We start from the raw sequence: 12,779 nt of genomic DNA, 5'->3' as shown, positions 1-12,779 counted from the left end.
GGTTCCAGGCGGCCTTTCTCGTCGCGCTCGCGGCCCACTTACTCCGGTGGCTCGCTGCCGAGTTCACGACGGGCCAGTTCGAGCGAGCTCATCGCGGCAGCCTCGCTGGAATGCCCCTCACTGACGGCCAGGTAGTGGCCTCCCGCGCTCTTGAGGCGCCATCGGTAGTCTCCGGACGCGTCGCGGTAGACCTCGAACCGGCCCTTCGGCCCTGGCTCCACTCTGCCGAGCGCAGCGGCCACCGCCGGGTTCCTGACCTCCGCGAGGATCGTCGCGCGCAGCTGCGCCGCCGGCGCCTCAGCCACCCTCGTGAGAGACGAGAGGATGCTCACCGCGGTCGCCCGATCTTCGTCCGTGACCCACCGCTCGCGCGCGAGCGCCTCGATGAGCGTGAGGCCGCTCGCTGCCTCCTTGAGATCGGAGCTGAACGCGAGCGCGTGTGCGTGCTCGAATCGGCGCGACCACTCCTGACGAGCATCCGTGGCTCGCTGGGTCCGCCTCGTCAGCATGAAGCTGACGACAGACCAGATCAGTCCGACTCCTGCCACGCCGGCCGCGATGATCGCGGCGAGGAGTGTCGCGCCGGAGTCCGTCATGCCCACACGATAGCGCGCACCGGCCGAGCCGGGACAAGGATTCCGTCCGCCTGACCCCTAGTCGTAGCTGTGGTGCACATGCCAGCCGTCCTCACCCCGGAAGACGTCGAACACCAGGGAGTGACCCTCGTCATCCGTGCCCTGGAACCGCCATCCGTACAACCCTCGGTCCGACTCCGGCGCCGCTGACCAGATCGAGTCCCTGAGTCGCGTGGGCGTGTCGGAGACCTTCCACCGACGCCCGGCGAAGACCATTCGCGACGGGATGTCGTCGACCATCCATATAGTCGCAGGCAGATGAGCAGGAGCTGGTCGCATGAGTCGAGAATAGAACAAATCTTCGAATCTTGCTACCGTTGTCACTGGGCCGGAGAAGGGAGCCGGCATGGGCACGAGCAAGCGCCTGGCAGCCCACTACGACATGCGCTCTCAGCATCAGACCATCCTCACCGCAGCGCGCGCCGGCGCGCTTCAATCCCTGACGGAGCGCGAGCTGGCGCTCCGGGAACAGCCCGTCACGATCTATCCGCAGCCGTATCGTGCGGTCCGCGCGTGGGTGCGCTTCGGGCCCGAAGCGGTGCGGGTCGATGCGAAGCTCGCGCGGTCGACACCGTTGGCCGCAGGCATCGAGTTCCGGGCAGGCGACCGGACGTTCCGGTGCTGGGTGTGGGGCAATGCGGTGACCGTCGATGAGGGCTAGCGAGACCGACTTCGGAGCAGAGGCTCTCGACGCCGGAACAGAAGTTCGTCGGGAGACCTCCTGGTCGCCATCGGCCAGCCATTGAGCTACTGGACTCTGACGGACGAGCAGCACGCCACTCTGATCGACATGCTCGTCGATGCGGGCGGGGTCACGGTGCTGGGTGAGTCGCAGGACCGGCTCGGCCGAGACATGGTCGGGCTCCGGGTCAGCGATGAGGGGACGTCCTACCAGAACACCCTCCTCATCTCCGAGGACACCGGCCGGATCACAGGCATCGAGAACGAGCTGACGAAGCCGATGGAGTTCATCCCGGCCGGCGTCGTCGGCTACACGATGTGGGACATCGAGTAGCCACGGGGTACATGAAGGAATCAGGCGGCCGACGTCGCGTCGGGCTGGTCCTCACGTCGGGTCTTGGCGGTCGCTCCGAGGGAGATCGTCGACAGGAGGCCGAGGGACAGGAACCCTGCCGCCGTCCACGCCGCGAAACGCGTGCCGTCGGAGAACGCGGCCTTGGCGTCGTCGGCGATGTCAGCCGTCTCGGGCTGCGCCTCCAGTCCGCTGATCGCTCCGCCCGCACTGTCGACGACCGCCGACACGATCTGATCGCGCTGCTCGGCCGGGAGTCCCCGAGCGTCGAGTGATGACGCGAGGATCCCGGCTGTGCTCGTGAACAGCACGGTGCCGAGCACTGCGACCCCGAGCGCTGCACCGAGCTGTCGTGACGTCGACTGCGTGCCCGAAGCCGCGCCGCTGTCGTCGACCGGCACATCGGCGAGCACGACGCCGGTCAGCTGAGCGGTGGCGAGGCCGACACCGAGGCCGTAGACGAAGAGGAACGGGATCAGCGGCACCCACGACGCATCGGGGGCGATGACGAAGCCGACTCCGGCGACGCCGATGATCTCGGCGATGAGGCCCGCACGGACGACCCACACCGGAGCGATCTTTCCGCTGGCCACCCCCGCGGCACCGCTCGCGACGAAGGATCCGAGGGCGAGCGCGAGCAGCAGGAGTCCGGTCTGCAGCGCATCGAAGCCGAGGACGAACTGCAGCCACAGCGGCAGAGCGAGGATGATGCCGAACTCTCCCAGCGACACGACTGTCGCCGCGATGTTGCCGTTGCGGAACGAGGGGATGGAGAACAGACGCAGAGCAAGCAGCGTGGACCTGCCCTGCCGCTCGCGATGCACACCCCATGCGATGAACGCGACGAGTGCCACGATCGCCAGCGCGAAGGCGAAGGGGATCGGAGACACATCGAGCGGCCAGGCCCAGTCGCCGATCTGCGGACGTTGGTCGACGAGCCACCAGCCGTACGTGCGCCCCTCGATGAGGCCGAACACGAGGCTGGCCATGGTGATGACCGAGAGGATCGCCCCGACCACATCGATCTTCGACGTCCGGTCGCTGCGCGACTCCGCCACCGTGAGCAGCACGCCGATGACGATGATGATGCCCAGCGGGATGTTGATCCCGAACGCCCACCGCCAGGAGAAGGCAGTCGTCAGCCATCCGCCGAGCAGCGGTCCCACAGCGGCCATTCCGCCGATCGTCGACCCCCACACCGCGAAGGCGATCCCCCGCTCGCGCCCGCGGAAGGTGGCGTTGATGATCGACAGCGTGGTCGGCAGGATCATCGATCCGCCCACTCCCTGCGCAAGACGGGCGAGGATCAGCATCCCGCCGTCCGGAGCGAAGGCCGCGAGCACCGAGGATGCTGCGAAGACCAGGACTCCGATGACCATCACGCGCCGACGCCCGAACCGATCCGCGAGGCTGCCGAACACGAGCAGCAGCGCGGCGAACACCAGCGTGTACGCCTCCTGCACCCACTGCACTTCGGTGGAGGTGATGCCGAGATCGTCGACGATCGCCGGAATCGCCACATTCACGATCGTCGAGTCGACGATGATCAGCGAGACGGCGATGCTGATGAAGACCAGGCCCACCCAGCGCAGGCGAATGTAGCGTTCCATTACTACTAGCTTAGCTAGCAATAAGCGCGGCGTGCGGTTTTTCCGATCTCGAGGTGCACGCGGTTACAGCATCGCGGTGAGCACTCCCCCCTCTGCCCGCAGCGCCGCGCCGTTGGTAGCCGATGAGCGAGGACTGGCGATGTAGGTCACCAGACTCGCGATCTCATCGGGCTCGATGAACCGCTCGAGCAGCGTTGTGCGGTTCTGACCGATGATGGAGGCTTTCATCACCTCGGGCGGAAGCCAGAGCAGCCGGACGCCTCCCCCCTGACCACGGAACAGCTCGAGATCTGGGCATCCGTCGCCACGCTCATCGAACGACTGCCGACGGCACTCGACGCGCAGCTGCAACGCGACAGCGGTCTGACGCACTTCGAGCACGGCATACTGTTCGCTCTCGACTCGGCGCCCGAACGATCGCTGCGCCTGAGTGTGCTCGCCGGGTACGCGAGCTGCACCCTCTCGCGCCTCTCGCGGGCGATCACCCGTCTCGAATCGAGAGACTGGGTGCGTCGCGTCGCGGACCCCGATGACGGGCGCTTCACGCTCGGAGTGCTGACGGCGGCGGGACACGAGAAGGTCACACGGTCGACGCCCGGCCACCACGCTCTCGTGCAGCAGCTCGTCTTCGACGCGATCACCGCCGCGCAAGCTCGACAGCTCGCGACGATCAGTCGACGGATCTCGTCGGCTGTCGGGCCGGACTCCGGCTGGAGCCCCACGGCAGCAGCCGACTGAGGCCCCAGGACGGCTGCGCTCCCTCGCCCGAAGCGGGTGACGGGGTCTCCACCGCGCGCTCGGCCGGTGTCAGGATGGGCCGACGAACGGCCCGCACGACGCACCAGTATCGAGAGAATCGAGAGCGCGATGGACGACCCGGCACAGCTGCGATCCTGGAACCAGGGTGCGACGCGCGACGCGATCGAGCGCTTCGTCCTGTCGGTCACGGAAGGTGCGGACGCGGTTCCCGTCGAAGAGCGCATCGCCGTGTTCGACAACGACGGCACCCTCTGGTCGGAGAAGCCCATGCCGACACAGCTCCACTATGTCGTCGAGCAGTGGCGTGTGGCCGCCGAGCTCGACCCGGAGCTCGCGCAGAAGCAGCCGTACCGCGCAGCCGTGAGCGGAGATCTCGCGTGGCTGGGCGCGGCCATCGACAAGCACTATTCGGGTGATGACTCGGATCTGGGCGTCATCCTCCAAGCCCTCGGCGGGCTCACCGATGGCGTCAGCGTGGAGAAGTACGCCGAGTCGGTGGCGGAGTTCTTCGCGACCGCGACACATCCCGTGCTGCAGCGACGCTACGCCGACGCGGTCTATCAGCCGATGGTGGAGCTGCTCCGGTATCTCGAGCAGCACGGCTTCACCTGCTACATCGTGTCAGGCGGCGAGCGCGATTTCATGCGACCCATGACGCAGAGCAACTACGGCATACCGCCGGAACGCGTCATCGGCTCGGCGTTCGGGCTCGGCTACGACGCGGAGAAGGCGGTGGTGCGCTACGCGCCGTCCTTGGCGTTCTTCGATGACGGGCCGGAGAAGCCCGTGCGGATCTGGAGCAGGATCGGACGCCGACCGCTCTTCGCAGCCGGGAACTCCAACGGCGACATGCCGATGCTCGATTTCGCTCGCCGTGGCTCCCGTCCGGGCCTGGCCCTGCTGATCCACCATGACGACGACTCCCGCGAGGACACTCCGTACGATGCCGGTGCCGAGACGGCTCTCGCGAGCGCCGTCGACGCCGGTTACATCGTCGTGAGCGTGCGAGACGACTGGGAGACGGTGTTCCCGGGCGTTTCCGGATCACCCGCAGACGTGCCGTGAGCACCCCCCGCGCCGCCGGCACCCACGTCCTCGTGGTGCTGGCGTGCGCGACGATCGCACTGGCGGGAGCATGGCTCCTCCGCGACGTGATCGCGCCGCTCGCGGTCGCTCTGGTGGTCGTCGTGATCTGCAGCCCGGCGAGCAGCGCTCTCGTCCGGCGCGGGTGGCCACGGGGACTCGGCGTGACGGCGATCATCCTCCTCGCCTACTCTGTGCTGCTCGCGATGGGCGCCTTGGTGTGGATCGCCGGAGTGCAGTTCATCGATCTCCTCGGCGACCTCTCCCCCGGCGGCGATCTCACGCATGTCGCATCGCAGCTCGACAGTTGGGCCGCTCTGGGCACCGGAGGCCCGAGCTCGGACTCCGGTGACGCCGCGCGCATCGTCGTGCCCGCTCTCGTCGCCGTCGCCCAGGGCGTGAGCAGCGCCGTCCTCGGCATCGCCGTCGCTCTCTTCCTGGTCTGCGCCTACGTGGTCGTGATGGCGGTGGATGCCGGACGCTACCAGCATGCGTCGACCGTGTTCGGCGCTCACAAGGCCGAGACGATCGCGCGCATATCGCGGCTGAACACGAACATCCGGCGCTACTACGTGGTGAACACCGTGTTCGGCGCCATCGTCGCGACGCTGGACGGCCTCGCGCTCTGGTGGCTGGGAGTGCCGGCCCCCGTCCTCTGGGCCGTCCTGGCCTTCGTGACGAACTTCATCCCCAACATCGGATTCGTCATCGGACTCGTGCCCCCGGCGATCCTGGCTCTCGCGGTGGGTGGGTGGCCGCTGCTTCTCGGCGTGGTGATCGTGTACTGCGTCGTCAACGTCGTTCTGCAGGTGTTCGTTCAGCCGGCTTTCGTCAGTGATGCCGTCGGGCTCAGCGTCACGCTGAGCTTCTTCGCCGTCGTGTTCTGGACCGTGATCATCGGACCGGTCGGTGCTCTGCTGGCTGTGCCGCTGACTCTCCTGGCGCGCACTCTGCTTCTCGAAGGCAGTGACGACACCCTCTGGCTGCGCTGGGTATCGGGAGACCGCGGCGCTCGCCCGTCACCGGCGACCAGGGAAGGGCGCGTCGTTCGTCGCATCCCCTGGGATTCACGCCGCGTCCGACGGTGGTCGCGGTGACCGACGACGTGACCGGCACCGCCCGAGACGAGCCGCAGGGTGCGCGGGAGACGCTGCAGCGCTGGGAGTCCGCTGCGACCGTTCCCCTCACGGTGCTCGGCCTCGGCTTCATCGTCGCGTACTCGGTGATCGTGCTCGTGCCTGGCCTTCCAGACTGGGTACGCCTCGTGCTCGTGGTCGAGATCGCGATCACCTGGCTCGCATTGGTCATCGACCTCATCGTGCGAGTGGCGCTCACCCCGGCCGGGAGCCGCGTCGCATTCCTGGTGCACCATCCCGTCGAAGTCCTGTCCGTTGTCGTCCCCCTGTTCCGAGCGTTCCGCGTCGTCGAGCTCGCACGCGGCCTCCCCTATTTCCATCGCCGCACCGGCGACGCGGTCCGGGCGCAGATCATCACCTTCGCCCTCGCGTACACGGTGCTCTTCGTCTACTTCATCTCGCTCGCCACCCTGCAGGTGGAGCGCGGCGCCCCTGAGGCGACGATCATCGACTTCGGCACGGCGATCTGGTGGGCGTGCGTCACCATCGCGACAGTCGGCTACGGCGACACCTACCCGGTGACGACTCTCGGACGGGTGTACGCGGTGTGTCTGATGATCGGCGGCATCGCGATCGTGGGCACCACCTCGGCGCTCGTCATCTCGTACATCGGAGACCGGGTGCGACGGATCACCCACCGCGACGAGACCCGTGAGCAGCTGTGACCGACACGACGCTCCTCGCCCTCGACGGGTGACATGCCGGCGACCGGTCTGCGTCTCGATGCCAGCATGAGCACATGAGCGACCACGCCACGCGACGCGCCCCGCGAGTCCTCCTGCCGAGCATGGCGGGGTACCGTCGCGAATGGCTGATGCGCGATGTCGTCGCCGGCCTCGCAGCCGGTGCCGTCGTGGTGCCGCAGGCGATGGCATACGCCACCATCGCGAACCTGCCCGTGCAGGTAGGGCTCTACACGTGCATCATCCCGATGCTGGTGTATGCGCTGCTCGGCGGGTCCCGCGCGATGAGCGTGTCGACGACGTCGACCATCGCCACTCTCACGGCCACGACGCTGGTGACGGCATCCGTCGCGTCGAGCGTCGAGGACCCGGCCGGAAGCCTGATGACCCTGGCGATGCTGGTCGGTCTGCTGCTCATCGGTGCGCGCCTGCTGCGGTGGGGATCGCTGGTCGAGAACATCAGTGCGGCGACGATCCTGGGGGTCAAGATCGGTGTCGGCGGCACGGTCGCCGTGGGGCAGCTCCCCAAGCTCCTGGGCGAGACATCGGAAGTCTCGGGAGAGGGGTTCTTCCGAACCATCGAGGCCGCGATCGCGGCCGCTGCGAGCATCAACCTGCCCACGGTCGCGCTCTCGGTCGGGAGCCTGATCGTCCTCCTCGTGCTGAAGCGGTTCGCCCCTCGGATCCCCGGAACCCTCGTCGTCGTGGTCGGCGGAATCGTCCTCGTCGCACTCGCGAACCTCGACGAGAGAGGTGTGGCGCTCATCGATCCCGTGCCCTCGGGACTCCCGACCCCCGGCATTCCCGACCTCACGCAGATCGGAGCGCTGCTTCCCGGCGCCCTCGCGATCGCGGTGATGGTCTTCCTCGAGACCGCGGCAGTCGCGCGCAGCATGCGCCGCATGACCGAGCCCGCCATCGACGCCGACCAGGAGCTCGTCGCCGTGGGAGCCGCCAACCTCGCCGGCACCTTCTTCACCGTGCTCCCCGCGGCCGGCGGGTTCTCGCAGAGCGCGGTCAATCGGGACGCCGGTGCCAGGACCCAGCTCGCGACGCTCGTCACCGTCGCGCTCGCGATCGTGGTCGCCGTCTTCCTCGGCCCGGTGGTCTCGCTGCTTCCCCAGGCGACTCTCGCGGCGATGGTCTTCCTCGCCGTGGCCGGGCTCATCGACATCCCCCTGCTGGTCCGGTGGGCGCGGATCAGTCCGACGGACTTCTGGATCGCGCTCATCGTCGCCGTGCTCGGCCTGACCGTCGGGCTGCTGGCCGCAGTGGCCGCCGGAGTGGCGTTGACGCTGATCCTGGTACTGCGAGAGCTCAACATCCCGCGGCTCGAGATCATCGGAGAGCGCGACGGACGCCTCGCGATCCACACTGTCCGCGGGCTCTACACGGCCAACGCTCTCGCATGCGAGAGGGCGATCATCGACATCGTCGCCGAACGGCCCGAACCTGTGCGCATCGTGATCCTCGACGCCCTGCGGCTCGACATCGTCACGATCACGGTCCTCGACATGCTGGAGGACCTCGACCGTGAGCTGACCGCGATGGACAGCACGCTGCACATCGCCGCGCTGCCGGAACGTGCCACGGCGATCGCGGTGAAGACGGAGTGGTATCAGCGCATGATCGCCGAGGGCCGGGTGCACGCGAACGTCGACGAGGCGTTCACCGCGACCCGCTAGAGGCCGGGCCTGCGGTCTACTCCCGGGAGAGCATCGCGGCGGCCTCCAGTTCGAGATCGAGGTACTGCTCGCCGCTGACGTCGACACCGACCCCGAGCAGCTTGCCCCCGGTGAACGGGAACGGCACCCCGTACTGGCTGCTCACCGGATCCGCGCTGTCCCATCCGATGCAGAGCCCGTCTCCGCACAGCGTGAACTTGCCGATCTGGGCACGCATCGGTCCGGAGGCGACCGCCTGGTCGTCGACGTAGAGCGTGGCGGTGCCGAGCGACTCTCCGTGCTCCCCCGCCCCCTCCCGCACGAACTCCACGCCGAGGGTGTGCGGACCGGGAGTCAGCTCGTCGGAGGTGAAGGTCTGCTCCGGCGGGATGCCGAGGAAGTTGTACACGTAGGTGAGGCGGTTGTCCTTGATGAACAGCGAGTGCCCGCCGAATCTCGATCCGTGGGCGAACAGCACCCCCTGTGCGCCCTCGTCGAGCACGACGTCGGCGATGATCTTGTACGAGCGCCCTCGCACGTTGACCGCGACGCTCTCGGGCACCGCTGCGGTGTCGGGATAGTAGACGTAGCGCTCCCGGGGCTTCTCGGCCTGGGGCCTATCGATGGTGAGCTGCTCTCTCGCGGAGCGGTCGTCCAGAGGAAGGACGAAGTTGGCATCGGCCTCCTCGAACCACGCGGCGATGAGCTCCTTCAGCTTCTCGGGCTCGCTGGCCGCGAGGTCGTTCGACTCCGAACGGTCGACCTCGACGTTGTAGAGCTCCCACACGTCGTCCTCGAAGTGTCCTTTGCCGGTCAGCGGCGCGTGCACGGCAGCCGCCTTCCAGCCGTCTTTCCAGATCCCTCTCGTGCCGAGCATCGCGTAGTACTGAGTCTTCTTCTCTGTCGCCGCATCCGGCGCCGCGTCGAAGCTGTACTTCATCGAGACTCCGTCGAGCGGATGCTGCTCCACGCCACGGAAGACCTCAGGCATGTCGATGCCGACCACGTCGAGCACCGTGGCGACCACGTCGACCGAGTGATGGTACTGGTGACGCAGCTCTCCCTGCGCGCGGATGCCCTTCGGCCAGTGGATGACCATCGGGTCGCACGTGCCGCCGGCGAACTGCGAGTAGCGCTTGAACATCTGGAACGGTGTCGAGAACGCCACCGCCCAACCCGTCGGATAGTGGTTGTAGGTGTCAGCAGACCCCAGGCGATCGAGCATCGCCAGGTTCTCGGCGAGGTCGTCCGGGTATCCGTTGAAGAACTTGTTCTCATTGACGGAGCCGTTGGGGCTGCCCTCGCCCGACGCACCGTTGTCGGCGCAGTAGAAGACCAGCGTGTTGTCCAGCTGGCCGCTCTCCTCGAGATAGTCGATGATGCGCCCGACCTGCGCGTCGGTGTACTCGGAGAACCCGGCGAACACCTCCGCGAATCTGGCGAACAGACGCTTCTCGTCGTCGTTCAGCTCGTCCCAGGGGCGCACCTCGTCGGCGGGGTTCGCGACGTCGTCCGGCAGCGGGTTGATCGGCGTCAGGGCAGTCCCCTCCGGGACGATGCCCTTCTCGACCATTCGGGCGAGCACCCACTCGCGATACGCGTCATAGCCGTCGTCGAACGCGCCCTTGTACTTGTCGATGTACTCCTGCGGCGCGTGGTGGGGCGCGTGGTTGGCACCCGGGCAGAACCACATGTACCAGGGCTTCGACGGGTTCGAGGACTGCTGGTTGCGGATCATCCGCAGAGCCTGATCCGCGAGGTCCTTCGAGAGGTGGTATCCCTCCTCCGGCGTCGCGGGGGCGTCGATGAAGTGGTTGTCCTCGACGAGATCGGGATACCAGTTGTTCGTCTCGCCGCCGAGGAAGCCGTAGAAGCGGTCGAAGCCGAGCTGAAGGGGCCACATCGAGCGGTTGCCGCCCGGGGCGACGTCCTCCTCGGGGACGTTGTGGTTCTTGCCGACCCAGAACGTCGAGTATCCGTTCTGCTGCAGGATCTGACCGACCGTGGCGCATTCGGCAGGGAGCCGCCCCGCGAACCCCGGGAAGCCGTTCGTACCCTCCATGATCACGCCCGCACGGTTGACGTGATGGTTGCGGCCGGTGAGCATGGTCGACCGGGTCGGCGAGCACAGCGACGTGGTGTGCCACTGCGTGTACGTGAGACCCGCTTGAGCGAGGCGATCCATGGTCGGCATGTTGATGCGTCCGCCGTACGGGGACCAGGAGGCGAGGCCGGTGTCGTCGTAGAGAACCACCAGCACGTTCGGCGCGCCCTCGGGTGCCACCGGCAGCTCGTACGGCGACCAGTCGGGCACCGAGTCCCGGACGTCCAGCTCGATCCTGCCCGAGAAGTCCGCGTTGAATTCCGACATCGTCTCTCCTTCGTCGCCGTATGAGAAATGGTCCGTCCCGAGGAGGCTAGTCATGCCGCAATCCCCCCACCCTCACGCGTCACCCGTGAAGGGTGAGGGACATCGATCACCCGGCGTCGAGTCGGCGACGCGACACCTCGGCGAGCGCGTCCTGCAGCGCGTCTCCGAGTCGGGGCTGCTCGACGAAGATGTTCTCCTCGCCGACGACGGCGCGCACCCCCGTCGACGCCAGCTGCGCCTGCACCCGGGGGCCGACGCCCGCGACCATCAGAGTGGCCCCCACCGCCGCAAGCTCTTGGGCGTAAGTGCGGATCATCGTGAGGAAGGTCACTCCCAGCTCGTCCGTGCCGCGGAGGCGGATGATCACGAATGCTCCGGGGCTGCTGTGCTCGGCGTCGGGCAGCTGCTGACGGAACGAGGGCGCGGAGGCGAAGAACAGACTGCCGTAGGGGGTCAGCACGACCGTCTCCCCCGGTTCGAGGGTCGGGGGCGGATCCTGCTCGATCGGACGCCCGTTCGGCTCGTCGAACACCCACCGACGCACCCGCACGCGATTCGACTGGCGTGCGATCTGCAGCACCACGGCGAGACCGACACCGGCGAGCACCGCGTACTGCAGCGGGATGAGGAGCGTGAGCGCGAAGGTGACGAGGAACACGGCGATCTGCACGGCGCCCGTCTTGAACACCATGACGATCTGCCGCGGCTTGACCGTGCGGACGCCGACCAGGATCAAGAGGCCGGCGAGCGCGGGCATGGCGATGTATCCGATGAGCGGCCCGAACACGAGCACGCTGAGCACCATCACGACGGCGGCGATGAGGTTGCCGGCCGCACTGCGGGCCCCGGCTGCCCGGGACAGCGCCGTCGCCGACATGGATCCTCCGACGGGGATGCCCTGCAGCATCCCGGTGGCGATGTTGGCGATGCCCTGCCCGCGGAAGTCGGCGGAGGCATCGGGGTAGCGACCGTCGGGGTTCGGGATGGACCCGGAGATCGCGGCTCCCTGCACGAGACCGACCAGTGCGAGCGACAGCGCGGGGACGATGAGCACGAAGATCATCGACAGGTCGGGCAGGGAGACCGAGGGAAGACTCCGACCCGCCTCTGCCACGTCGGAGATCGTCGCGACCGCGCCGTCGGGCAGCACCACGGCGAGCGCGGATCCGACGATGATCGCGACGACCATCGAGAGCGCGCCGAGCGGGGTGCGCTCGAGCAGAAGAATCAGTCCGATCGTGACGGTGCCCACGATCACGGACCACCAGCTGATCTGCAGCAGGTTCGCGGCGATGTCGACGACCCTCAGCAGACGAGCGTCGGCATCGCTGTCGAACCCCGTGAAGTTCTCGAGCTGACTGAGCACGATGTTGACGGCGACGGCGTTGACGAATCCGATCAGCACCGCCGTCGGGATGAAGCGCACGAGGCTGCCCAGCCGTGCGACGCCGAGCACCAGCATCACGATGCCTGCCATCACGGTCAGCATCGCCATCGCGCCCATGCCGTCGTCTCCGTGGACCTCGGGCACATCGGCGATGATCACCGCCATCGCGCCTGTCGCCTGCACGGACATGAAGACCGATCCGGTGGCCAGCGCGCCGGCGAACGTCCCGACGATGTAGGCGTTCAACCCCATCACGGGGTTCACCCCGGCGAGCAGACCCGACGCGAGCCCGTCGGGGACGCTCTCGACCCCCAGCACGATTCCGGCCTTCAGATCGCTGAGGATGGTGCGGCGCGAGCCGAACCGACGCCGATAGCGCAACCAGCGCTGTCGCAGCTCCTCCCCGGTCATCTGCATC

13 protein-coding genes are annotated in these 12,779 nt (G+C 67.6%); 7 read left to right on the top strand and 6 right to left on the bottom strand.

What is annotated here, in order from left to right; translation table 11 throughout:
• Positions 1–38: 38 nt before the first annotated feature.
• Both BMW26_RS17445 and BMW26_RS06640 read right to left on the bottom strand, forming a co-directional pair.
• The gene (locus BMW26_RS17445) at positions 39–596 is read right to left on the bottom strand and encodes a YegP family protein (protein WP_232224538.1); all 558 of its coding nucleotides are present in this window, start codon (positions 594–596) and stop codon (positions 39–41) included.
• A 57-nt stretch (positions 597–653) separates the two neighbouring features.
• A complete protein-coding gene (locus tag BMW26_RS06640; protein WP_232224537.1) occupies positions 654–875 on the bottom strand; it encodes a hypothetical protein in 222 nt (73 codons plus the stop codon).
• A gap of 106 nt (positions 876–981) precedes the next feature.
• Here BMW26_RS06640 and BMW26_RS06635 point away from each other — a divergent pair, with 106 nt between their 5' ends.
• Both BMW26_RS06635 and BMW26_RS06630 read left to right on the top strand, forming a co-directional pair.
• Positions 982–1,296 carry a hypothetical protein gene (locus tag BMW26_RS06635; RefSeq protein WP_072591100.1) on the top strand — a complete coding sequence of 105 codons (315 nt, stop codon included), beginning with the start codon at positions 982–984 and terminating at the stop codon, positions 1,294–1,296.
• Between the two features lie 81 nt (positions 1,297–1,377).
• On the top strand, positions 1,378–1,650 hold the full coding sequence (locus tag BMW26_RS06630; protein ID WP_072591099.1) for a hypothetical protein: 273 nt from the start codon (positions 1,378–1,380) through the stop codon (positions 1,648–1,650).
• Between the two features lie 20 nt (positions 1,651–1,670).
• Here the strand turns inward: BMW26_RS06630 and BMW26_RS06625 are convergent, their stop codons facing one another.
• Positions 1,671–3,278, bottom strand: coding sequence for a DHA2 family efflux MFS transporter permease subunit (locus BMW26_RS06625; RefSeq protein WP_072591098.1), 1,608 nt, complete (start codon positions 3,276–3,278; stop codon positions 1,671–1,673).
• 63 nt (positions 3,279–3,341) lie between these two features.
• A complete protein-coding gene (locus tag BMW26_RS17890; RefSeq protein WP_232224536.1) occupies positions 3,342–3,659 on the bottom strand; it encodes a hypothetical protein in 318 nt (105 codons plus the stop codon).
• Between BMW26_RS17890 and BMW26_RS17885 the strand changes: the two genes are divergently transcribed.
• The 5 genes from BMW26_RS17885 (at position 3,546) to BMW26_RS06595 (ending at position 8,624) form a co-directional block, all read left to right on the top strand.
• Positions 3,546–4,016: a MarR family winged helix-turn-helix transcriptional regulator gene (locus tag BMW26_RS17885; RefSeq protein WP_072591097.1), complete on the top strand. Its 471-nt coding sequence runs from the start codon at positions 3,546–3,548 to the stop codon at positions 4,014–4,016. The genes BMW26_RS17890 and BMW26_RS17885 overlap by 114 nt on opposite strands.
• 129 nt (positions 4,017–4,145) lie before the next feature.
• Positions 4,146–5,102, top strand: a complete 957-nt coding sequence (locus BMW26_RS06610; RefSeq protein WP_072591096.1) for an HAD family hydrolase — start codon at positions 4,146–4,148, stop codon at positions 5,100–5,102.
• Positions 5,099–6,217, top strand: coding sequence for an AI-2E family transporter (locus BMW26_RS06605; RefSeq protein WP_072591095.1), 1,119 nt, complete (start codon positions 5,099–5,101; stop codon positions 6,215–6,217). Before BMW26_RS06610 ends, BMW26_RS06605 begins: the two co-directional genes overlap by 4 nt.
• Positions 6,214–6,921, top strand: a complete 708-nt coding sequence (locus BMW26_RS06600; protein ID WP_198032394.1) for a potassium channel family protein — start codon at positions 6,214–6,216, stop codon at positions 6,919–6,921. Before BMW26_RS06605 ends, BMW26_RS06600 begins: the two co-directional genes overlap by 4 nt.
• 74 nt (positions 6,922–6,995) lie before the next feature.
• Positions 6,996–8,624, top strand: coding sequence for a SulP family inorganic anion transporter (locus BMW26_RS06595; protein ID WP_072591094.1), 1,629 nt, complete (start codon positions 6,996–6,998; stop codon positions 8,622–8,624).
• Positions 8,625–8,640: 16 nt separating this feature from the next.
• Here the strand turns inward: BMW26_RS06595 and BMW26_RS06590 are convergent, their stop codons facing one another.
• Both BMW26_RS06590 and BMW26_RS06585 read right to left on the bottom strand, forming a co-directional pair.
• Positions 8,641–10,974 (bottom strand): arylsulfatase, encoded by a 2,334-nt coding sequence (locus BMW26_RS06590; RefSeq protein WP_072591093.1) that lies wholly within the window; start codon positions 10,972–10,974, stop codon positions 8,641–8,643.
• 106 nt (positions 10,975–11,080) lie between these two features.
• Positions 11,081–12,772: a SulP family inorganic anion transporter gene (locus tag BMW26_RS06585; protein ID WP_083569441.1), complete on the bottom strand. Its 1,692-nt coding sequence runs from the start codon at positions 12,770–12,772 to the stop codon at positions 11,081–11,083.
• Between the last annotated feature and the right edge of the window lie 7 nt (positions 12,773–12,779).

The sequence above is a fragment of the Microbacterium sp. 1.5R genome (genome assembly GCF_001889265.1).
Lineage (GTDB): Bacteria > Actinomycetota > Actinomycetes > Actinomycetales > Microbacteriaceae > Microbacterium.
Note: the sequence above shows the minus strand (reverse complement) of the source record. Positions and strands in the feature narration are given on the sequence as shown.

Bases quoted from the DNA above. Each gene is read 5' to 3' on its own strand.
- BMW26_RS17445 (WP_232224538.1), bottom strand. From the start codon at position 596: ATGACGGACTCCGGCGCGACACTCCTCGCCGCGATCATCGCGGCCGGC.
- BMW26_RS06640 (WP_232224537.1), bottom strand. From the start codon at position 875: ATGGTCGACGACATCCCGTCGCGAATGGTCTTCGCCGGGCGTCGGTGG.
- BMW26_RS06585 (WP_083569441.1), bottom strand. From the start codon at position 12,772: ATGACCGGGGAGGAGCTGCGACAGCGCTGGTTGCGCTATCGGCGTCGG.
- BMW26_RS06625 (WP_072591098.1), bottom strand. From the start codon at position 3,278: ATGGAACGCTACATTCGCCTGCGCTGGGTGGGCCTGGTCTTCATCAGC.
- BMW26_RS06635 (WP_072591100.1), top strand. From the start codon at position 982: ATGGGCACGAGCAAGCGCCTGGCAGCCCACTACGACATGCGCTCTCAG.
- BMW26_RS06610 (WP_072591096.1), top strand. From the start codon at position 4,146: ATGGACGACCCGGCACAGCTGCGATCCTGGAACCAGGGTGCGACGCGC.
- BMW26_RS06595 (WP_072591094.1), top strand. From the start codon at position 6,996: ATGAGCGACCACGCCACGCGACGCGCCCCGCGAGTCCTCCTGCCGAGC.
- BMW26_RS06590 (WP_072591093.1), bottom strand. From the start codon at position 10,974: ATGTCGGAATTCAACGCGGACTTCTCGGGCAGGATCGAGCTGGACGTC.